Origin of the sequence: Pseudomonas sp. IPO3747, from assembly GCF_013385245.1 — a bacterium.
Lineage (GTDB): Bacteria > Pseudomonadota > Gammaproteobacteria > Pseudomonadales > Pseudomonadaceae > Aquipseudomonas > Aquipseudomonas edaphica.
The window spans coordinates 425,150-445,086 of the sequence record NZ_JACAQL010000004.1 but is presented as its reverse complement, the minus strand read 5'-3'; the positions used below and the strand labels follow the sequence as shown (position 1 = coordinate 445,086).

22 protein-coding genes are annotated in these 19,937 nt (G+C 61.0%); 19 read left to right on the top strand and 3 right to left on the bottom strand.

Going from position 1 to position 19,937, the window contains the following annotated elements; translation table 11 throughout:
- Positions 1-3 precede the first annotated feature (3 nt).
- From plsX to HX790_RS08900, 19 genes are all read left to right on the top strand, one after another.
- Positions 4-1,014: a phosphate acyltransferase PlsX gene (plsX, locus tag HX790_RS08990; protein ID WP_176991447.1), complete on the top strand. Its 1,011-nt coding sequence runs from the start codon at positions 4-6 to the stop codon at positions 1,012-1,014.
- A gap of 126 nt (positions 1,015-1,140) precedes the next feature.
- On the top strand, positions 1,141-2,079 hold the full coding sequence (gene fabD, locus HX790_RS08985) for an ACP S-malonyltransferase (protein WP_099548165.1): 939 nt from the start codon (positions 1,141-1,143) through the stop codon (positions 2,077-2,079).
- 21 nt (positions 2,080-2,100) lie between these two features.
- A complete protein-coding gene (gene fabG, locus HX790_RS08980; RefSeq protein WP_015885432.1) occupies positions 2,101-2,844 on the top strand; it encodes a 3-oxoacyl-ACP reductase FabG in 744 nt (247 codons plus the stop codon).
- A gap of 192 nt (positions 2,845-3,036) precedes the next feature.
- On the top strand, positions 3,037-3,273 hold the full coding sequence (acpP, locus tag HX790_RS08975) for an acyl carrier protein (protein ID WP_016973676.1): 237 nt from the start codon (positions 3,037-3,039) through the stop codon (positions 3,271-3,273).
- Positions 3,274-3,401: 128 nt separating this feature from the next.
- Positions 3,402-4,646: a beta-ketoacyl-ACP synthase II gene (gene fabF, locus HX790_RS08970; RefSeq protein ID WP_017138365.1), complete on the top strand. Its 1,245-nt coding sequence runs from the start codon at positions 3,402-3,404 to the stop codon at positions 4,644-4,646.
- Entirely contained in the window at positions 4,646-5,461 is an 816-nt protein-coding gene (gene pabC, locus HX790_RS08965; protein WP_176991446.1) for an aminodeoxychorismate lyase, read from the top strand. Before fabF ends, pabC begins: the two co-directional genes overlap by 1 nt.
- A gap of 1 nt (position 5,462) precedes the next feature.
- Complete coding sequence (mltG, locus tag HX790_RS08960; RefSeq protein WP_176991445.1) at positions 5,463-6,599, top strand: endolytic transglycosylase MltG; 1,137 nt, start codon at positions 5,463-5,465, stop codon at positions 6,597-6,599.
- A 19-nt stretch (positions 6,600-6,618) separates the two neighbouring features.
- The gene (gene tmk / locus HX790_RS08955; RefSeq protein ID WP_017138363.1) at positions 6,619-7,251 is read left to right on the top strand and encodes a dTMP kinase; all 633 of its coding nucleotides are present in this window, start codon (positions 6,619-6,621) and stop codon (positions 7,249-7,251) included.
- Positions 7,244-8,233 (top strand): DNA polymerase III subunit delta', encoded by a 990-nt coding sequence (locus tag HX790_RS08950; RefSeq protein WP_099548162.1) that lies wholly within the window; start codon positions 7,244-7,246, stop codon positions 8,231-8,233. Before tmk ends, HX790_RS08950 begins: the two co-directional genes overlap by 8 nt.
- 63 nt (positions 8,234-8,296) lie before the next feature.
- The gene (locus tag HX790_RS08945; RefSeq protein ID WP_138449119.1) at positions 8,297-9,082 is read left to right on the top strand and encodes a TatD family hydrolase; all 786 of its coding nucleotides are present in this window, start codon (positions 8,297-8,299) and stop codon (positions 9,080-9,082) included.
- A gap of 446 nt (positions 9,083-9,528) precedes the next feature.
- Entirely contained in the window at positions 9,529-10,197 is a 669-nt protein-coding gene (locus HX790_RS08940) for a TetR/AcrR family transcriptional regulator (protein WP_017138360.1), read from the top strand.
- 140 nt (positions 10,198-10,337) lie between these two features.
- Positions 10,338-11,306 (top strand): GTP 3',8-cyclase MoaA, encoded by a 969-nt coding sequence (locus tag HX790_RS08935; RefSeq protein WP_176991444.1) that lies wholly within the window; start codon positions 10,338-10,340, stop codon positions 11,304-11,306.
- 209 nt (positions 11,307-11,515) lie between these two features.
- Positions 11,516-12,121: a DUF4823 domain-containing protein gene (locus HX790_RS08930; RefSeq protein ID WP_017138358.1), complete on the top strand. Its 606-nt coding sequence runs from the start codon at positions 11,516-11,518 to the stop codon at positions 12,119-12,121.
- A gap of 19 nt (positions 12,122-12,140) precedes the next feature.
- Positions 12,141-12,701, top strand: a complete 561-nt coding sequence (locus HX790_RS08925) for a DUF1285 domain-containing protein (protein WP_017138357.1) — start codon at positions 12,141-12,143, stop codon at positions 12,699-12,701.
- Positions 12,702-12,771: 70 nt separating this feature from the next.
- On the top strand, positions 12,772-13,485 hold the full coding sequence (locus tag HX790_RS08920; RefSeq protein WP_017138356.1) for a GntR family transcriptional regulator: 714 nt from the start codon (positions 12,772-12,774) through the stop codon (positions 13,483-13,485).
- The gene (locus tag HX790_RS08915) at positions 13,482-14,483 is read left to right on the top strand and encodes an ADP-ribosylglycohydrolase family protein (protein ID WP_099548160.1); all 1,002 of its coding nucleotides are present in this window, start codon (positions 13,482-13,484) and stop codon (positions 14,481-14,483) included. Before HX790_RS08920 ends, HX790_RS08915 begins: the two co-directional genes overlap by 4 nt.
- 193 nt (positions 14,484-14,676) lie before the next feature.
- Positions 14,677-16,143: a cytosine permease gene (locus HX790_RS08910; protein WP_017138354.1), complete on the top strand. Its 1,467-nt coding sequence runs from the start codon at positions 14,677-14,679 to the stop codon at positions 16,141-16,143.
- The gene (locus tag HX790_RS08905; RefSeq protein ID WP_176991443.1) at positions 16,136-17,053 is read left to right on the top strand and encodes a PfkB family carbohydrate kinase; all 918 of its coding nucleotides are present in this window, start codon (positions 16,136-16,138) and stop codon (positions 17,051-17,053) included. The genes HX790_RS08910 and HX790_RS08905 overlap by 8 nt, the downstream gene beginning before the upstream one ends.
- Positions 17,054-17,078: 25 nt before the next feature.
- Positions 17,079-17,807, top strand: coding sequence for a bifunctional 2-polyprenyl-6-hydroxyphenol methylase/3-demethylubiquinol 3-O-methyltransferase UbiG (locus HX790_RS08900; RefSeq protein ID WP_176991442.1), 729 nt, complete (start codon positions 17,079-17,081; stop codon positions 17,805-17,807).
- 132 nt (positions 17,808-17,939) lie between these two features.
- Here HX790_RS08900 and HX790_RS08895 read toward each other — a convergent pair whose 3' ends face one another.
- From HX790_RS08895 to HX790_RS08885, 3 genes are all read right to left on the bottom strand, one after another.
- The gene (locus HX790_RS08895; protein WP_138449110.1) at positions 17,940-18,206 is read right to left on the bottom strand and encodes a hypothetical protein; all 267 of its coding nucleotides are present in this window, start codon (positions 18,204-18,206) and stop codon (positions 17,940-17,942) included.
- Positions 18,207-18,257: 51 nt separating this feature from the next.
- The gene (locus HX790_RS08890; protein ID WP_138449109.1) at positions 18,258-18,584 is read right to left on the bottom strand and encodes a hypothetical protein; all 327 of its coding nucleotides are present in this window, start codon (positions 18,582-18,584) and stop codon (positions 18,258-18,260) included.
- 86 nt (positions 18,585-18,670) lie between these two features.
- Positions 18,671-19,867: an MFS transporter gene (locus tag HX790_RS08885; protein WP_099548760.1), complete on the bottom strand. Its 1,197-nt coding sequence runs from the start codon at positions 19,865-19,867 to the stop codon at positions 18,671-18,673.
- Positions 19,868-19,937 lie beyond the last annotated feature (70 nt).

The following is a 19,937-nucleotide window of genomic DNA, read 5'->3' as shown; positions in this document are numbered from 1 at the left end:
CACTTGTCTGCTCAAGTCATCGCGATTGACGCAATGGGCGGGGACTTCGGTCCCCGCAGCATTGTTCAGGCCTGCATTGCCAGCCTGTCCGCTACGCCCTCGCTGCACCTGACCCTCGTCGGTCAACATTCCCTACTTGAAGAACTGATTGCCAGCCATCCGGCGGTGGATCGCGCGCGCCTGACAGTTACTGCGGCCAGCGAAACCATCAGCATGGATGAAAAGCCCGCGGCGGCCTTGCGTGGCAAGCCCGACTCTTCAATGCGGGTGGCCCTTGGGTTGTTGCGTGATGGCAAGGTGCAAGCCTGTGTCAGTGCCGGCAATACCGGGGCGTTGATGGCGTTGTCGCGGCATGTGCTCAAGACGTTGCCGGGGATTGATCGGCCAGCGATGGTGGCGGCGATTCCGACGCAGAAAGGCTATTGCCAACTGCTGGACCTGGGTGCAAACGTCGATTGCAGTGCCGAGCACCTGCTCCAGTTTGCTGTGATGGGCTCGGTGGCCGCTGAGGCGTTGGGTGTGGTCCGGCCACGTGTGGCGTTACTCAATATCGGCACCGAGGACATCAAGGGCAATCAGCAGGTCAAGCTGGCTGCGACTTTGTTGCAGGGCGCACGGGGCTTGAACTACATCGGTTTTGTCGAAGGTGACGGCTTGTACCGAGGCGAGGCGGATGTAGTGGTGTGCGACGGTTTTGTCGGCAATATCCTGCTTAAGTCCAGCGAAGGCCTGGCGACCATGATTGCCACGCGTATCGAGGCCTTGTTCAAGCAGAACCTGGCCTCACGCATGGTCGGCGCGCTGGCGTTACCGTTGATGCGCCGCCTGCAGGCCGACCTGGCACCGGCACGGCATAATGGCGCGAGTTTTCTGGGGCTGCAGGGCATTGTGGTAAAAAGCCACGGCTCTGCAGGTGTGCAGGGCTTTCAAAGTGCGATTGCGCGGGCATTGATCGAGATCCAGGAAAACCTGCCGCAACGCTTGCACGGGCGTCTTGAGGATCTGTTGCCTTAGGCGAATCGGCCCGGGAGTGCTTAAATGTGACCGGCCAGTTCAATTGACCATCCAATCTGTCAGTTTCGTTCGCGCCCACCTTCGGTGCGAGCATTTTTGACGACCAGATCATTAGGGGCTTGTTACATGTCTACATCCCTCGCATTCGTCTTTCCAGGGCAGGGTTCGCAGTCCCTCGGTATGTTGGCCGAGCTGGGCGCGCAACATCCACTGATCCTGGAAACTTTCAAGGAAGCTTCCGATGCCCTGGGTTACGACCTGTGGGCACTGACCCAGCAAGGGCCGGAAGAGCAACTCAATCAAACCGATAAAACCCAGCCGGCGATCCTGACCGCCTCGATCGCCCTGTGGCGCTTGTGGTTGGCCGAAGGCGGCGCGCGCCCGGCCTACGTCGCCGGTCACAGCCTGGGCGAGTACAGCGCCTTGGTGGCCGCCGGCAGCCTGACCCTCTCTGAAGCGGTCAAGCTGGTCGAGCGTCGTGGTCAGCTGATGCAAGAAGCTGTTCCGGCCGGGCAGGGCGGCATGGCCGCTATCCTCGGCCTGGACGACGCTGTGGTGATCGAAGCCTGTGCCGAAGCGGCCCAGGGCGAAGTGGTCAGCGCGGTGAACTTCAACTCCCCTGGCCAGGTGGTCATCGCTGGCGCCAAGGCCGCTGTGGAGCGCGCCATTGAAGGCTGCAAGGCCCGTGGTGCCAAGCGCGCCTTGCCGTTGCCGGTGAGCGTGCCGTCCCACTGCGAGCTGATGCGCCCGGCTGCCGAGCGTTTTGCCGAGTCCATCGCCGCCATCAATTGGCAAGCGCCGCAGATCCCGCTGGTGCAGAACGTCAGTGCGGCCGTTGCCGCCGACCTCGACACCCTCAAGCGCGACCTGCTGGAGCAGCTTTACAAGCCGGTACGCTGGGTTGAGTCGGTACAGACCCTGGCTGCCAATGGTGCCACTGAGTTGGTCGAGTGCGGCCCGGGCAAAGTCCTGGCCGGCCTGAACAAGCGCTGCGCCGATGGCGTGTCGACTGCCAACCTCAATACCCCGGATGCCTTCGCTGCCGCGCGCGCGGCACTGGCCTGAAACCCTTTAGGAGAAGCCTGCATGAGTCTGCAAGGTAAAGTTGCACTGGTTACTGGCGCAAGCCGTGGCATTGGCCAGGCGATCGCCCTGGAACTGGGCCGTCAAGGCGCCGTTGTGATCGGCACCGCCACTTCCGCTTCGGGCGCTGAGCGTATTGCTGCCACCTTGAAGGAAAACGGCGTACAGGGCACCGGTCTTGAGCTGAATGTGACCAGCGACGAGTCTGTTGCTGCTGTGCTGGCTGAAATTACTGCACAGTTCGGCGCACCGGCTATTCTGGTGAACAACGCCGGTATCACCCGTGACAACCTGATGATGCGCATGAAAGACGACGAGTGGTACGACGTGGTCGATACCAACTTGAACAGTCTGTTTCGCCTGTCCAAGGGCGTTTTGCGCGGCATGACCAAGGCGCGTTGGGGCCGAATTATCAATATTGGCTCCGTAGTGGGTGCCATGGGCAACGCAGGCCAAGTAAACTATGCCGCGGCCAAGGCCGGTCTGGAAGGTTTCAGCCGTGCATTGGCCCGTGAAGTCGGTTCGCGTTCGATTACGGTCAACTCGGTGGCCCCAGGGTTCATCGACACCGATATGACCCGCGAACTGCCGGAAGCTCAGCGTGAAGCTTTGCTGACCCAGATTCCGCTGGGCCGTCTGGGCCAGGCTCAAGAGATCGCAAATGTGGTCACTTTCCTGGCATCCGACGGTGCGGCATACGTGACTGGGGCTACAATCCCGGTGAACGGCGGGATGTACATGAGTTAAATTGTGACGGATCGCTTCAAAAAAATGTCATACGAGCTGTCTAAAATCCGTTATAAAGCTGCAACTTAATTTATAGGCAGGTGGTCGGTCGGGTACGAGGGTGAAGCTTTCAGTTGAAAAGCTGAAAAGGCTTTCTATACACTTACCCACTGGCCAGCTGCCTGAATTTGTCCATTAGGAGTTAAACAAGGTATGAGCACCATCGAAGAGCGCGTCAAGAAAATCGTTGCCGAGCAACTGGGCGTTAAAGAAGAAGAAGTGACCAACTCCGCTTCCTTCGTTGAAGACCTGGGTGCCGATTCCCTTGACACCGTTGAGCTGGTGATGGCTCTGGAAGAGGAATTCGAGACCGAAATCCCGGACGAAGAAGCTGAAAAAATCACTACTGTTCAAGCTGCTATCGACTACGTTACTGCCCACCAAGCGTAATAGTTTGTAGTCGTCGCTTGCTGTCAGGGAAAAACCGCACTGCTGTAACGGCGTGCGGTTTTTTCTTTAAGCGGTGATGAAAAGTAAGCTGCGAAGCAAAGTGTCGTCATTAGAAAAAGGAGAGTGCTGTGTCGCGTAGACGCGTCGTAGTCACCGGTATGGGTATGTTGTCGCCACTGGGTACGGATGTGCCGAGCAGTTGGCAGGGCATTCTGGCTGGCCACAGTGGTATCGGTCTGATCGAACACACGGACCTTTCAGCCTATTCCACCCGTTTTGGCGGCTCGGTAAAGGGCTTCAATGTCGAGGAATATCTCTCGATCAAAGAATCCCGCAAGCTCGACCTGTTCATTCAATACGGCCTGGCAGCCGGTTTTCAGGCGGTGCGTAATGCCGGCCTGGAAGTCACCGACGCCAACCGTGAGCGCATCGGCGTGGCCATGGGTTCGGGTATTGGCGGTTTGACCAATATCGAAGAAACCAGCCGCACGCTGCACGATTCCGGCCCCCGTCGAATTTCACCGTTCTTCGTGCCGGGCTCGATCATTAATATGATTTCCGGTTTCCTGTCCATCCACTTGGGTGCCCAGGGACCTAACTACGCCATTGCCACCGCGTGCACCACCGGCACGCACTGCATCGGCATGGCGGCGCGTAACATTGCCTATGACGAAGCCGACGTGATGATCGCCGGTGGCGCCGAAATGGCTGCCTGCGGCCTCGGCATGGGTGGCTTCGGCGCGTCCCGTGCGCTGTCGACGCGCAATGACGAGCCGACTCGCGCCAGCCGTCCGTGGGACAAGGGCCGTGATGGCTTCGTACTGTCCGACGGTGCCGGTGCGCTGGTACTCGAAGAGCTGGAGCACGCCAAGGCGCGCGGTGCCACCATTTACGCCGAGTTGATTGGCTTCGGCATGAGCGGTGACGCCTACCACATGACCTCGCCGCCGTCCGACGGTGCCGGTGCTGCACGTTGCATCACCAACGCCTTGCGCGATGCGAAGGTCAACGCCAACCAGGTGCAGTACATCAATGCCCACGGCACTTCGACCCCGACGGGCGACCTGGCGGAAGCCGAAGCCATCAAGTCGGTGTTCGGTGAGCACGCCTACAAGCTGGCGGTCAGCTCCACCAAGTCCATGACCGGCCACCTGTTGGGTGCGGCGGGCGCGGTCGAGGCGATCTTCAGCGTCATGGCCATCAAGGATCAGGTCGCTCCGCCGACCATCAACCTTGATGAGCCGGACGAAGGCTGCGACCTCAACTTCGTGCCTCACGAAGCGCAGCCGATGCCGATCGACGTGGTGATCTCCAACTCGTTCGGTTTCGGTGGCACCAACGGTTCACTGGTGTTCCGCCGGTTCGCCGAGTGATGCACAGCTGGGTCGACGGTCAGCCAGCGGACAGCGTGCCCCTGAAAGATCGTGGCCTGGCGTACGGCGATGGCCTGTTCGAGACCATCGCCGTCAAGGCCGGGCAGCCGGTGCTGCTCGACCGTCACCTACAACGCCTTGAAGAGGGGTGCAGGCGCCTCGCCTTGATTGCGGATCAAACCCTGATCCGCAGCGAAGTGCTGGCTTACGCCGCTGCCATGGGTAATGGCGTACTCAAATTGATCCTCACCCGTGGCGACAGCCTGCGCGGCTATGGCATCAACCCTGGCGTCCCCGTGCGCCGTATCTTGCAGGGCAATCCGCCCGCTGCTTATCCCCTGGCCCATGCAACCGATGGCATCCGCCTGTTTGCGTGCGCCACTCGCTTGGCCGAGCAGCCGTTGCTGGCCGGTCTCAAGCACCTTAATCGTCTTGAACAGGTGATCGCCCGCGCCGAATGGCAGGACGCCGAACATGCCGAGGGCTTGATGCTGGATATGTCCGGCCGCGTCATCGAAGGGGTGTTCAGCAATCTGTTTATGGTGCGCAATGGCTTGTTACTAACCGCTGATCTGAATCGTTGCGGGGTTGCCGGTGTCATGCGCGCGGAGATTCTGGCGCAGGCGCAAACCCTGGGCATCCCGGTGGCCGTGGCCGACATCAGCATGGACCAGTTGCAACAGGCCGACGAAGTTTTCGTGTGCAACAGCGTTTATGGCATTTGGCCCGTACGTGGTTGCGCCGGGATGAGCTGGTCGGTTGGGCCGCTCACCCGTAAACTGCAGGGCATTGTTCGCGCGCTATTGGAAATTTGAGTTGATACGAAAACTGGTTTTACTGCTGCAGATCAGCCTGGTCTCGGCAGGCTTGCTGCTGGGCTTCTCGGCCTGGAAGCTCGACTCTGCGCTGAAGCAGCCCCTGAATCTGACCCAGGAACAATTGCTGGATGTACCCGCCGGGGCAACCCCCACGGGCACCTTCAATCGCCTTGAAACCGAAGGCGTGCTGGATGGCGCCTTCTGGTTGCGCCTGTACTGGCGCTTCAACCTCGAGGGCCAGCCGCTGCACAGCGGCGAATACCGCATGACCCCAGGCCTGACTGCCGAAGGCCTGATCGGCTTGTGGCAGCGTGGTGAAGTGGTGCAATACAGCCTGACATTGGTGGAAGGCTGGAACTTCCGCCAGGTGCGTTCAGCGTTGGCCAAACACGAAAAGATCGTGCAGACCCTGTCTGGCCTGAGCGACAACGAGGTGATGGACAAGCTCGGCCACCCTGGCGTGTTTCCCGAAGGGCGATTCTTTCCTGACACCTACCGCTTCGTGCGCGGCATGACCGATGTCGAATTCCTGAAAAAAGCCTACAACCGCCTGGATGATGTACTGGCCCAGGAATGGAGCCAACGCGCCGCCGATGCACCGTATACCGACCCTTACCAGGCGCTGATCATGGCCTCCCTGGTAGAAAAGGAAACCGGTGTGCCGCAAGAGCGCGGCCAGATCGCCGGGGTGTTCGTGCGCCGCCTGAAAATCGGCATGCTGCTGCAGACCGACCCTACGGTGATCTACGGCCTGGGCGAGCGCTACACCGGCAAGCTGACCCGCGCGCACCTCAAGGAAGCCAACCCCTATAACACCTACATGATTGCCGGCCTGCCGCCGACGCCGATCGCCATGGTCGGCCGCGAGGCGATCCATGCCGCCTTGAACCCGGTGGCCGGCAGCAGCCTGTATTTCGTCGCCCGGGGCGATGGCAGCCATATTTTCTCCGATGACCTGGATGCGCATAATGCCGCCGTGCGTGAGTTCCAGCTCAAGCGCCGCGCCGATTATCGCTCCAGCCCGGCACCGGCGGTAAAACCGCCGGAAGACGCGACACCACCGGCCGATGCCGCGCCGGTTGAAAAAAACGCCGAGCCAGCGCCGGACGCCGCTGCGCCGCAAAGCCCGCAATGACTCTGACTAAGGACTGCCTGTGACTGGCTTGTTTATTACCCTGGAAGGCCCGGAAGGCGCCGGCAAAAGCACCAACCGCGATTACCTGGCCGAGCGTTTGCGCGCTGAAGGCATCGAGGTGCTGTTGACCCGTGAGCCCGGCGGTACGCCGCTGGCCGAGCGCATTCGTGAAGTGTTGCTGGCAACGGGTGAAGAACAGATGAACCCGGACACTGAGCTGCTGTTGGTGTTTGCCGCCCGCGCCCAGCATTTGGCCGAAGTGATTCGCCCGGCCCTGGCACGGGGTGCTGTGGTGATTTGCGACCGTTTTACCGATTCCACTTATGCTTACCAGGGCGGCGGGCGCGGCTTGTCCCTTGAGCGCATCGCCAGTCTGGAGGCTTTCGTCCAAGGCGACTTGCGCCCCGACCTGACCCTGCTGTTCGACCTGCCGATCGAAGTCGGCATGGCTCGCGCCAGTGCCCGTGGGCGCTTGGATCGGTTCGAGCTGGAAGGTTCGACATTCTTCAATGCGGTCCGTAGCGCGTTCCTGCAGCGCGCCAAGGCTGAGCCTGCGCGTTACTCCTTACTGGACGCAGCCCAGCCACTGGCGCAGGTACAGCAGGCCATCGATGCTCTGCTGCCCGAACTTCTGGAGCGCGCCCGTGGCTGAAGCCTACCCGTGGCAGGACAGCCTCTGGCAGCAATTGGCCGGGCGCGCCCAGCATGCCCATGCCTATTTGCTGCACGGCCCCATCGGCATCGGCAAGCGCGCCCTGGCCGAGCGCCTGATGGCCAGCCTGCTGTGCAAGCAACCGATCAACCTGGAAGCCTGCGGCGAGTGCAAATCCTGTCTGTTGCTCAAGGCCGGCAGCCACCCCGACAACTACCTGCTCGAACCTGAAGAGGCCGATAAGGCGATCAAGGTCGACCAGGTGCGTGACCTTGTCAGCTTTGTGGTGCAGACCGCACAAATGGGCGGGCGCAAAGTAGTACTGATCGAACCGGTGGAGGCGATGAACATCAACGCCGCCAATGCCTTGCTCAAGAGCCTGGAAGAACCGTCGGGCGACACCGTGCTGTTGCTGGTGAGCCACCAGTCCAGCCGCCTGTTGCCAACCATTCGCAGCCGTTGCGTGCAGCAGGCCTGCCCGCTGCCGAGCGAGGCCATGAGTTTGCAATGGCTGGCGCAGGCGCTGCCGGAATGCTCTGCCGACGAGCGTGTCGAGTTGCTGACCCTGGCTGCCGGTTCACCCTTGGCGGCGGTTAAGCTGCAGGCCCAAGGCGTGCGTGAGCAACGCGCACTCGTGGTGGATGGCGTCAAGAAGCTGCTCAAGCAGGAACAGTCCGCCACGCAACTGGCCGAAGGCGCCTGGAAGGATATCCCGTTGCTGTTGCTGTTCGACTGGTTCTGTGACTGGTCGAGCCTGATCCTGCGCTACCAGTTAACCCAGGACGAAAATGGCCTCGGCCTGCCGGACATGCGCAAAGTGGTGCAGTACCTGGCGCAAAAAAGTGCGCAGGACAAGGTGCTGAACATCCAGGACTGGATTTTAGCCCAACGCCAGAAAGTCCTCGGCAAGGCCAACCTCAACCGCGTGCTGTTGCTCGAAGCACTGCTGGTGCAATGGGTTGGCTTGCTCGGCCGGCGTTAATTTCCGTGGCCGACGGGTGTATCGTCGGCCAGACACTTCCCATGAATTAAGTCGTACTTTCCTATGCTCGTAGATTCCCACTGCCACCTTGATCGCCTCGACCTCGCCCAGCACGGCGGCTCCCTCGACGCCGCCCTGGAAGCGGCACGCCAGCGTGGGGTAGGGCACTTCCTGTGCATCGGCGTGAGCGCGGAGAATGCCGCCGACGTCAAAGCCTTGGCTGATCGATATGCCGATGTCGATTGTTCGGTCGGTATCCACCCGCTGGACCTCAAGCCGGGTGAAGCGCCGGCCCTGGATTGGCTCTTGAACGAACTCAACCACCCACGCGTGGTGGCGATTGGCGAAACCGGCCTGGATTACCACTACGAGCCTGAAGCCGCCGAGCTGCAGCAAGCCTCCTTCCGCCTGCACCTGCAAGCGGCCCGGCAGACTGGCAAACCCGTGATCGTCCACACCCGAGGCGCTCGCGCTGACACCCTCACGCTGTTGCGCGAAGCTGCCTTGCCCCAGGCTGGCGTGCTGCATTGCTTTACCGAAGACTGGGACATGGCCAAGGCCGCGCTGGACCTGGGTTTCTATATCTCCCTGTCGGGCATCGTCACCTTCCGCAACGCCGACGCCTTGCGTGACGTGGCGCGTCAGGTGCCGGCCGACCGCCTGCTGGTGGAAACGGATTCGCCTTATCTTGCGCCGATTCCCCATCGCGGCAAGCCAAACCTGCCGGAATACGTGCGTGATGTAGCCGATTACCTGGCGATGCTGCGCGGCGAATCCGTTGAGCGCTTTGCCGAGCAGACCACCGAGAACTTCAAGCGTCTGTTTCCGCTGGCGCACGTGGCCGGTTGAGGCGACCAAATCGCAGGCAAAAAAAACCCGGGTTCTGGGGGGTGAATCCGGGCTAAGACCATTAGGAGTAAAACAAGGGCACACAGTCCGTCGGTACCCAGGTCGACGCGTCACTTGGGGGAGATGTCACGCCGACAGTTCAAGTATTGATCAGTATCCGATTCAGTCCAGTCGCGATTGGTCGTTTTTTAAACAGATTTGGAATACGCGCGCTTCGCTTGAGTTCTCATTGAGCGGATGCACGGCTGTAGTTGTTGCGTATTATTTCTGACTGATACCCGGCCATTCGTTGGCGCGCTGAAACTAAAGTGCGCGGTGGGTTCACATAGGCGTTGCCCAACGACCGTTCAGTCGGGATAATCCCTCGCATCGGGTAAATCGTATCGCCACGTATCCGTGGCCCTGCGTAACCCTCCCTAATTCCGACCTCTGCAGACCTCTTCCTCATGCACAAAGAACCCCGTAAGGTCCGTGAGTTTCGCCGCCGTGAGCAGGAAATTCTCGACACCGCGCTCAAGTTGTTCCTCGAACAAGGTGAAGACAGCGTCACCGTCGAGATGATTGCGGATGCCGTGGGTATCGGCAAAGGCACGATCTACAAACACTTCAAATCCAAGGCCGAGATCTACCTGCGGCTGATGCTCGACTACGAGCGCGATTTGAACGAGCTGTTGCATTCGGCTGATGTGGACAAGGACAAGGAGGCGCTGTCACGCGCCTATTTCGAGTTCCGCATGCGTGACCCGCAGCGCTACCGCCTGTTTGACCGCCTGGAAGAAAAGGTGGTCAAGGGGCATCAGGTGCCGGAAATGGTCGAGGAGCTGCACAAGATCCGCGCCTCGAACTTCGAGCGCCTCACCCTGCTGATCAAGGGCCGCATCAGCGAAGGCAAGCTGGAAGACGTACCGCCGTATTTCCACTACTGCGCCGCCTGGGCATTGGTACATGGCGCCGTTGCGCTGTACCACTCGCCGTTCTGGAGCAATGTGCTGGAAGATCAGGAAGGTTTCTTCCAGTTCCTGATGGACATTGGCGTACGCATGGGCAACAAGCGCAAGCACAGCACTGAGCTGCCGAGCGCTGAGCCCAAGAGCGGCGACGCTCCCGCTGTTTAAGCTATTCCCGACAGTGATGGCGCAATGATTTGCTGCCGCTTGCAGTACCCCAGGAATATACTCAGGCAAGGACGCTTGCTAAAAGCTGATTTTTCAGTCAGCTTTTAGCGCGCCTGAACCATCCTCTGCCGGAGTGTTCCATGATCGTTGATCGTCAAGGCAGGCGATTTCGCAATTTGCGGATCAGCCTGACCTCAGCCTGCAATTACGCGTGTACCTACTGCGTGCCAAACGGCAAGCGGCTGGTGGCTGCCCAGGACGAACTCTCGGCCGAGGCCATGGCGCGTGGCGTTGCCTATCTGATCGAAGCTGCCGGCATCGAACGTTTGCGCATCACCGGCGGTGAACCGCTGGTCAGCCCCAAGCTGGAAGCCTTCATGGGCGCCGTGGGCGGCATGGGCCTCAGTGATATCAGCCTGACCACTAACGGCCAACTGCTGGCGCGCAAGTTGCCACTGCTGGTCGACGCCGGTATTCGGCGCATCAACGTGTCCCTTGATACCCTGGATGCGGACGCTTTCCGCTGTATCGCCCGTGGCGGCGACCTGGCCACCGTGCTCGATGGCATGGACCAGGCCCGCGCCGCCGGCATCAAGATCAAGGTCAATATGGTGCCGTTGCGCGGGCAGAACCTGGACCAGGTGATGCCGCTGCTCGACTACTGCCTGGAGCGCGGCTACGAGCTGCGCTTTATCGAATTGATGCGCATGGGCCACCTGGCCAAGGATTCCAATGCGTTCCTGCAGCAGTTCGTCAGCTTGCAGCAACTGCTCAGCCTGATCGGCGAACATCACGAATACCTGCAAGCCAACGCGCCGATTGATGCCACGGCGGTGCGCTATGAAGTGCCGGGCAAGGGCTTCTTTGGCGTGATCGCAAATGAAAGCGTGCCGTTCTGCCGCACCTGCTCGCGCTTGCGCTTGTCGTCTACCGGTTGGTTGCATGGCTGTTTGTCGTCGAGTAACCGCCATTACGTGGGCGACCTGCTGGACCAGCCACGTCATCAGGCGCTGCCGGCCTTGCAAGGTTTATTGATGAAGGCCCTGGGTGACAAGCAGGAAGTGGCCTTCTCTGGCGGCGCCACGGTCATGAAGATCATCGGCGGCTAACACCGCACACAATCGAATGTAGGAGCAGGCTTTTTGTGGGAGCTGGCTTGCCTGCGATTGCATCACCTCGGTGTACTTGATGTACCTGGGTGTCTGCATCGCAGGCAAGCCAGCTCCCACATTTGGTTATGCATCGTTCTTGAATGGCGCGGATTCTGCATTAAGTGCCCATTCGCCGGTTTTCCGTCACCGGCTTCTGGAGGATTAGGATGCGTAGTCTGGTTTTGTTGCTGGCGTCAGTGGCGCTGAGTGGCTGCATGACCGTCAGCGATATGGCCGAAGGCACCCGCTATCAAATGAGCGACGCCGGGCTGCTGGACCACAGTGATACCCGCCGTACCGCGTCGGTGCGCATACAGCCGGACTCCTTTGTGTTTATTGCCCAAGGCGCTTTTGTACCGCCGGGCAGTGCCTATCCGCGACCTAACGTGGTGGCCGAAGAAGCCTTCAACGGCTTCGTCGAATATTTCCCGATGGTGCGCCGCGCCCGCAAGCCGGAAGGCCTCGAACAAGCCATGGCCGAAGCCCGTGCGGCAGGCGCTCACTACCTGCTCTATTGCCGCTTTGCGGCAGCCGATGACCGTATTGGCAATGCCGATGAGTGGACCGACCAGCAAGCGTTGGACCGTGTCGGCCTGGACAGCGGCGTGATCCAGATCATGTTGATCGAGACCAGCACCCAGTATTTGATTGATACTGCACGCATTCGCAGTCGTGGCGGTTTACTGACGTTCCACGACAACAAGCCAGAAGACTTGATTGCCCGCCCGCTGGCCCAATACGCCCGTGGCCTGTTGGGGATGGGTGATCAATAAAAATCCAGAGGAGAACCCTATGACCGATTCCGCCAAGGCCAATGATCTATTGGCCCAACTGCCCAAGGGCAAGGGGCCGGCGCCGGTACACCTGTGGAACCCGGATTTTTGCGGCAACATCGACATGCGCATCGCCCGTGACGGCACTTGGTTTTACCAAGGCACGCCGATCGGGCGTAAGCCGATGGTCAAGTTGTTCTCCAACATCATTCGCCGCGATGGCGATGAGTATTTCCTGGTCACTCCCGTGGAAAAGGTCGGTATCAGCGTCGATGATGCGCCCTTTGTCGCGGTAACGCTGGAAGTCGAAGGGCAGGGCGAAAGCCAGGTGCTGCGCTTCACCACCAATGTCGACGAGGACATTGAAGCGGGCCTTGAACACCCCTTGCGCGTGGTAATCGACCCGATCACCCAAGAACCCGCGCCCTACCTGCGAGTGCGCACCAACCTTGAAGCCCTTGTGCATCGCAACGTGTTTTACCAGTTGGTCGAACTGGCGGTCAGCCGTCCGATCAACGGTCAGAACTGGCTTGGTGTCTGGAGCGGCGGGGAATTTTTCCGCATTGGCCTCGAACCCTGAGACTGGCTTTTTCATCACCCTGAAATAATTCGCTTGCTGTTGTCGGGCGCTTTCGGTTATCAATTTGTACATGATTAGACATGTCCGATTTGATAAGAAAAAACGCGTCGTCGACGAACTCATCCGCCGTATCGAAGGTGGAGTAATGGCCGACGGTTTCCTGCTGCCGGGCGAGCATCAACTGGCCGAGGAGTTTGCGGTCAGCCGTGGCACCTTGCGCGAAGCCCTGGCTGAGCTCAAACGGCGCAACTACATCGCCACGCAAAGCGGCGTCGGCTCCATCGTCACCTTTGATGGCATGGTGCTCGACCAACGCAGTGGCTGGGCACAGGCGCTGGCCGATACCGGCGCACTGGTCACCACCGACATCCTGCGGCTGGAAGCCGTGACTCGACCGGACCTGCTCAGCCGTTTTGGCAGCGACCAATTTATCGCCCTCGACCGCCGTCGGCGCACCACCGATGGCACCGCCGTTTCTCTGGAGCGTTCGTTGATGCCTGCTACCGGTGGCCTGGAAAGCCTGCCCCGTGTCGGCCTGATCGACAACTCCCTCACCATCACGCTGGCCGCTTACGGCTACGTGGGCGCCGAAGGGGACCAGTGGATCGGTGCCGAGCCCTTGAGCGATGAAGACGCCGAGTTGCTCGGCCGCCCAGCCGGTACGGTGTTTCTCAAAGCCTCGCGCACTACCTACGACCGCCGCGAGCGTCTCATGGAGTATGTCGAAAGCTTGCTCGACCCTTTGCACTTTCGCCTGCACCTGCAGTTTGGAGCTTCGAAATGACCGCGCAAAATCGCGCCCTCGGTGCCTTCTACGGCCTGGCCCTGGGCGATGCATTGGGCATGCCCACCCAGTCGTTGAGCCGCGAGCAGGTGCAGCAGCGCTTCGGGGCCATCACCGCTCTGCAAGATGCTGGTGCCGACCAACCCATCGCGCCGAACATGCCGGCAGGCTCCATCACCGACGACACCGAGCAGGCGATCCTGGTCGGTGAGTTGCTGGTGCAAGGGCAGGGCAAAATCGAACCCACGGTACTCGCCCAGCGCCTGATCGAGTGGGAAGCGGCGATGCGCGCCAAAGGCTCCCAGGACTTGCTGGGGCCATCGACCAAACGCGCCATCGACATGATCCTCGCCGGGCACACCCCGGAAGAATCCGGGCGCTACGGCACCACCAATGGCGCCGCGATGCGCATCACGCCGGTCGGCATTGCCGCCGACGTCAGCGACCCGGCGCAGTTTATCCAGGCGGTGATCCAGGCCTGCCAGGTCACCCATAACACCAACCTGGGCATTTCCAGCGCGGCGGCGGTGGCGGCAGTGGTTTCGGCAGGTATCAACGGTGTGGATTTGGGTGAAGCCCTGAACATTGGCACCCAGCTCGCGCAGCAGGCCGAAGGCCATGGCCACTGGATCGCCGGTGGGCGGATTTCCACGCGCATCAGTTGGGCACGCACCTTGAGCGTCGGCAGCGGCGACAAAGCCCTGTTTGCCGATCTGCTTTACGAACTGATCGGCACCTCGGTCGCTTCCCAGGAATCGGTGGTGGTGTCGTTTGCCCTCGCCCAGCAAGTGGCGGTGGGCGACATGAATGCCGTCGAAGCGCTGTGCCTAGCGGCCAGCCTTGGCGGCGATACCGACACCATTGCCGCCATGTTGGGCGCGATGTTGGGCGCGTGTCTTGGGATGCAGTGCTGGCCTGAGGCGATGATTGAGCAGGTCAAGCAGGTCAATGGTCTGGATTTGCAGCCACTGGTGCAGGGGCTGCTGCAATTGCGCTGATCACCACCGATCAAAAAATGTGGGAGCTGGCTTGCCTGCGATAACGGTGTGCCAGCCACTGATGCACTCACTGAAAGACCGCTATCGCAGGCAAGCCAGCCCCCACCTTAAATCGTGTTTGAGTCAGGACGACCGCTTAAAGCTTTGACTATCTGCCACAACCACAACAATACAGGCACCAGGAGCACCCCTCATGAGCAGCACTTCTTCCGGCCAAAGTGCCGGGCAATTGGAAACACGCGGCATCGAACCGGTCCCCGAAGGCGAGTGCAATGGCCATCCGCTGCAACTGTTCTGGGTGTGGTTCGCGGCTAACATCAGCATCCTCGGCTTGCCGCTCGGCGCGACCCTGGTGGCGTTTCGTGGCCTGGCGATCTGGCAGGCGATCATTGTGGCGATTCTCGGCGCCGCCGGCTCCTTTGCCGTGGTGGGCATCATCTCGATTGCCGGCCGTCGCGGCCGCGCGCCGAGCCTGACGCTGTCGCGCGCCATCTTCGGTGTGCGCGGCAATATCGGTCCCACGCTGGTCTCGCTGATGTCGCGCCTGGGTTGGGAAACCGTCAACACCACCACGGCTGCCTTTGTGCTGCTGTCGTTGTGTTCGATCCTGTTCGGCTCGCCGGTCGAAGCCAAAAGCGCGCCGGTGCTCACGCTGATCTTTATCGCGATTTTCGTGCTGCTGACCTTGTCCGTGTCCGGCCTCGGCCACGCCACCTTGCTGGTGATCCAGAAGTGGGCCACCTACGTGTTCGGCGCGTTGAATATCCTGGTGGGCGGCTTCCTCTGCGCCACTATCGACTGGAGCGCGGTGTTCAACGCCACCCCGGCGCCGCTGAGCGCCATGATCATTGGCGTCGGCACCATGGCCGCCGGTACCGGTATCGGCTGGGCCAACGCCGGTGCCGACATGTCGCGCTACCAGCACCGCAGCGTCAAGGCCGTGCGTCTGGTGGCGTCTGCCGCATTTGGTGCGGGCATTCCGCTGGTGCTGTTGATCACCCTCGGCGGCCTGCTGTCGGTGGGCAACAACGACCTGGCGTCGGCCACCGACCCGATCATCGCGATCCGCGACATGCTGCCGACCTGGATGGCCGTGCCGTACTTGATCACCGCGTTCGGCGGGCTGTTGCTCTCCAATAACCTCTCGGTGTACTCGGCCGGTCTCACCACCTTGACCTTGGGTCTTAAGGTCAAGCGCGTGCACGCGGTGATCGTCGATATCGTGGCGATCTTCGCCGGCTCCATTTACTTCATGCTGATCGCCGACAGTTTCTATGGCCCGTTCATCACCTTCATCTCGCTGCTGGCCGTGCCCATCACCGCCTGGGTCGGGATCTTTGTGGTCGACCTGATTCACCGTCACTACTACAGCCCCAAAGACCTGCTGGACGTAAGCCCAAGCAGCGCCTACTGGTATCGCGGCGGCGTGGAATGGCGTGCATTCGGCGCCTGGGCTGTGGCGATTGTGCTGGGTTTCAGCTTCACCACCATCGGCACCACCGCCGAAAATATCTGGTTCGCCGGGCCTTTGTCCGACTCCTGGCTGGGCCACAACGGCCTGGGCTGGATCGTCACCTTCCTGGTGGCTGGTGGGATTTATGCAGTACTGGGCGGCGCAGCTGACCGTCGCCCGGCTTTGGTAGAGCGCGCTAATGTCTAGATTGCTGCACACCGGCCAGGTCATCGTCGACCTGGTCATGGCCCTCGACACACTGCCTGCAACCGGCGGCGATGTGCTGGCGCAATCGGCCAGTTTCGAAGCCGGCGGCGGCTTCAACGTGATGGCTGCCGCCCGGCGCAATGGTTTGCCGGTGGTTTACCTCGGCCGCCATGGCCACGGGCGCTTCGGTGACCTGGCGCGCGCCGCGATGCAGGCCGAGGGCGTGGAAATGGCCCAGCCGGCCAGCGAGGGCAAGGACACCGGTTTGTGTGTGTCGCTGACCGAGGCCAGTACCGAACGCACCTTTATTTCGCATATCGGCGCTGAAGGGGATTTGAGCGCAGAGGACCTGGCGGGCGTGGTGCCGCGCGCGGACGACTATGTGTACGTCAGCGGCTACAGCCTGTTGCTCGAAGGCAAGGCCCAGGCATTGCTCGATTGGCTGCTGGCGCTGCCGCGGGAGATCACCGTGGTGTTCGACCCGGGGCCGTTGGTCAAGGCGCCGGACTCGGCCTTGATGGTTGCCTTGCTGCCGCGCATCGATATCTGGACCAGCAATGGCCCGGAAGCCCTGGCGTTTAGCGGCGCCAGTACGCTGGCCGAAGCGCTGCGCGAACTCAACCGTCACTTGCCCGCCGAAGCGCTGCTGGTGGTGCGCGACGGGCCGAATGGCTGCTGGGTGAGTCGCCAGGGCAAGGCCGAGCATGTGCCGGGTTTCAAGGTGCAGGCGGTGGACAGCAACGGCGCGGGCGATGCCCATGCCGGTGTGTTTCTGGCGGGGCTGGCCAAGGGCTTGCAACCCTCGCAAGCAGCGCGTCGCGCGAATGCGGCAGCCGCTTTGGCGGTAACGCGTTGGGGGCCGGCGACTTCACCCGGTACTGACGAAGTGGATGCGTTGTTGGCAAAATAGGCGCTTACCCGCACGGAATAAGCCCATGACCCAGAATATCTACGACACCCCGGCCTTCTTCGAGGGCTACAGCAAGATGGGCCGCTCGGTCGAAGGCCTGGCCGGTGCGCCGGAGTGGCCTGCCTTGCAGGCTTTGCTACCGCCGATGCGTGGCTTGCAGGTGGTGGACCTGGGCTGTGGCTATGGCTGGTTCAGCCGCTGGGCCGAGGAACAGGGCGCTGCGCAGGTGCTGGGGTTGGACGTGTCGCAGAAGATGCTGGCGCGGGCCAATGAAATGACTTCGGCGGCGACCATCACCTATGCAATCGCCGACCTGGAACAGCTCGACCTGCCGGCGGGCGCATTCGACCTGGCCTACAGCTCCCTGGCGTTCCATTACATCGTCGACCTCCAGGGGCTATTTGCGCGCATCCACCAGGCCCTGGTACCGGGCGGGCGCCTGGTGTTTTCCATCGAGCACCCGATCTTCATGGCGCCGCGTAATCCGGGGTGGCTGGTTGATGACCAGGGGCGCAAAAGTTGGCCGGTGGACGGCTATCAATTGGAAGGGCCACGGGTGACCCATTGGCTGGCCGATGGCGTGATCAAGCAGCACCGCACCTTGGGCACGTTGCTCAATCTGCTGATACAGGCGGGGTTTACGCTCAACCACATTGAAGAATGGGGGCCGAGCAAAGCGGACCTGATGGCGAGGCCCGAACTGGCCGAAGAACAAGAGCGTCCAATGATGCTGCTAGTGTCGGCTCAGTGCTGATGTGCGCTGCGCACTGCACATCAAAGTGTGGGAGCGGACTTGCCCGCGATGACGGTAGATCAGCCACAAAAAGAGTGACTGATGCGACGCCATCGCGGGCAAGCCCGCTCCCACATTTGATCTTCGTCTAGTTCAAACGGTGCCTTCGCCTTCCAGCTTGCGCGCCTCATCAACGCCCGAGGCGGTCAGCTTGATCGGCAGGTTCAACGAATATTCACCGGCGTCGTCGGTGGTCACATGCCCATCCTTGATAAACCCGCGGTCTTGCAGAAATGCCAGCACACTGGCCACCACCTTTTCGCCGCGGTAGTTATCCAGCACCTCCTTGCCCAGACCGTTGGGGTGGGCGTGCAGCAGGCGGGTGAGGACTTCTTTTTCAAGGTTTCTATCGACGTTCATGCGTACCTCTTCACTGGGAAATGATCGGGTGTCGGTGTTGCTATCGATGCATCAAGGCGCAGGTTGTTTTGGCGCGCCCGGGATGTTGCTGTCATCGCCCTTGTTGATGGTGGGCTCTTTATTGACACCAGGGCCCATTTTGCCGTTACCGACTGCAGCCGGTGCCTGACGTTGGGTATCGGCGCCTTTGGTGCGAGGGTCTGCGCCGTTATCGATAATCGCGCCACCGTTGGTTTCCATCCCTGTGCCCATCGAATCCTGAGACTCCTTGGTAGCAGGGTTGGTGGTGCCGGTGGATGAGGTGGCGGCAACGGCACTCAATGAGGCGGCGGACAGCAGGCCGGTGAGGGCGAGGGCAGCAAATTTGGAATTCTTCATGAGGGGTGTCTCCATATGATTAATGTCCTTACCCCTTATTGGTCCGCCCCAGTTTGCGGTTCGTGCCTTGATGGCGACGAACGGTGCTAATTCACCTGTAAGATTTTGTTAGCCGAACGCTGGCGCCAGATCAGTCGCGCCACCGTGATCAACCAGTTGAACAAGGCCACGGCCAACACACTCGCCAGCAGCGTCGGCAGCCCAGAGTCGACAATGATTTTGCCCGCCAGCAGCGGAAAGCCGAACACCCCGACAAAGTACGCCAGGCTGAACAGCAGCAAGGCTTGTGACGTCGTTCCAGGCGGTGCTTCATTGGCCACCAGCCCATTGATCACCGAGTACGTCAGGCCGTAACCCACGCCCAGCGTGCCGGCTGCCAACAGGTAACTGAGGTTGCCACTCACGCCAAACGCAAACAGCGCGATCGAGCCGAGCATGATCCCGGACAGCACGCAGGCGGCCCAGTACGCATCGCGCTTGACCACGTGGCCGGCGATCAACAGCCGGCTGGTAATGGCGGCGCTCAGGAAGCCGCCAAAGAACAACGAATAGTCCAACCCCTGCGCAGCCGCGTAGCTGGTTTGAAACGATGAAAGCCCACCAAACACACAGCCGCCCAGGCCGACCATCAGGATCGCAAACGCGGCTTTGGATGACAGCACGCGGCGGCTGGACGCCCAGGAAATCTTCGAGGTGGGCGCATTCGCGTGATGGTTGAGTTGTGCGCCCATTCGCCAGAACATCAGGACGCCGACCAGACTGGCCAGGCCGGCGATATAGAAGGCTGCTGTCAGCGGTAGGCCCAGCGCGTCGGCGGCACGGCCGAGCAAAGGGCCGGAGCCGATCCCGCTCAACATACTGCCCGACAGCAGTGCAAAATATTTGGCCCGCTGCGCCGATTGCACCAGCAGCGTCACGATGATCGGCCCCAAGGTGTAGAACACGCCCCAGCCCAACCCAAGCGACAGACCGAACAGCATCAAGCCCTGGCCAAACCCGGGTGTCAGGGCAAACCCCAGGCACGCCACCACCAGCAATACGCCCATGCCCGCAATCGCGCGCGCCGCACCGACCGCATCGGCCAAGTGCCCGCAGAACAGCACTGCCACGAACGTACTGAGCATCGCCATGGAGATCACGCTGCCGGCGTCGTGTTCATTGCCGCCGCGCGAGTGGATTAGCAGCGACAGCAAAAACGTCGAGCCATAGGACAGTGACAACAGGAAGCTGGCGAGGCAGAAAAAGGCGAACAGTTTGGTATTCACGGCGGGTGTGGAAGGCATCGGGCGACCTTGCAGTTATCAGCATGCAGTTATTAGCGTCATGCCCGACTGTTTACCATGCCCGTGCATG

What these genes read in the sequence shown, in the direction of transcription:
- HX790_RS08940 (WP_017138360.1), top strand. Translation starts at nt 9,529, where the DNA reads ATGCACAAAGAACCCCGTAAGGTCCGTGAGTTTCGCCGCCGTGAGCAG.
- fabG (WP_015885432.1), top strand. Translation starts at nt 2,101, where the DNA reads ATGAGTCTGCAAGGTAAAGTTGCACTGGTTACTGGCGCAAGCCGTGGC.
- HX790_RS08925 (WP_017138357.1), top strand. Translation starts at nt 12,141, where the DNA reads ATGACCGATTCCGCCAAGGCCAATGATCTATTGGCCCAACTGCCCAAG.
- HX790_RS08885 (WP_099548760.1), bottom strand. Translation starts at nt 19,867, where the DNA reads ATGCCTTCCACACCCGCCGTGAATACCAAACTGTTCGCCTTTTTCTGC.
- HX790_RS08890 (WP_138449109.1), bottom strand. Translation starts at nt 18,584, where the DNA reads ATGAAGAATTCCAAATTTGCTGCCCTCGCCCTCACCGGCCTGCTGTCC.
- fabD (WP_099548165.1), top strand. Translation starts at nt 1,141, where the DNA reads ATGTCTACATCCCTCGCATTCGTCTTTCCAGGGCAGGGTTCGCAGTCC.
- pabC (WP_176991446.1), top strand. Translation starts at nt 4,646, where the DNA reads ATGCACAGCTGGGTCGACGGTCAGCCAGCGGACAGCGTGCCCCTGAAA.
- HX790_RS08895 (WP_138449110.1), bottom strand. Translation starts at nt 18,206, where the DNA reads ATGAACGTCGATAGAAACCTTGAAAAAGAAGTCCTCACCCGCCTGCTG.
- HX790_RS08900 (WP_176991442.1), top strand. Translation starts at nt 17,079, where the DNA reads ATGACCCAGAATATCTACGACACCCCGGCCTTCTTCGAGGGCTACAGC.
- HX790_RS08945 (WP_138449119.1), top strand. Translation starts at nt 8,297, where the DNA reads ATGCTCGTAGATTCCCACTGCCACCTTGATCGCCTCGACCTCGCCCAG.
- HX790_RS08915 (WP_099548160.1), top strand. Translation starts at nt 13,482, where the DNA reads ATGACCGCGCAAAATCGCGCCCTCGGTGCCTTCTACGGCCTGGCCCTG.
- HX790_RS08920 (WP_017138356.1), top strand. Translation starts at nt 12,772, where the DNA reads ATGATTAGACATGTCCGATTTGATAAGAAAAAACGCGTCGTCGACGAA.
- HX790_RS08910 (WP_017138354.1), top strand. Translation starts at nt 14,677, where the DNA reads ATGAGCAGCACTTCTTCCGGCCAAAGTGCCGGGCAATTGGAAACACGC.
- HX790_RS08930 (WP_017138358.1), top strand. Translation starts at nt 11,516, where the DNA reads ATGCGTAGTCTGGTTTTGTTGCTGGCGTCAGTGGCGCTGAGTGGCTGC.
- HX790_RS08935 (WP_176991444.1), top strand. Translation starts at nt 10,338, where the DNA reads ATGATCGTTGATCGTCAAGGCAGGCGATTTCGCAATTTGCGGATCAGC.
- HX790_RS08905 (WP_176991443.1), top strand. Translation starts at nt 16,136, where the DNA reads ATGTCTAGATTGCTGCACACCGGCCAGGTCATCGTCGACCTGGTCATG.
- acpP (WP_016973676.1), top strand. Translation starts at nt 3,037, where the DNA reads ATGAGCACCATCGAAGAGCGCGTCAAGAAAATCGTTGCCGAGCAACTG.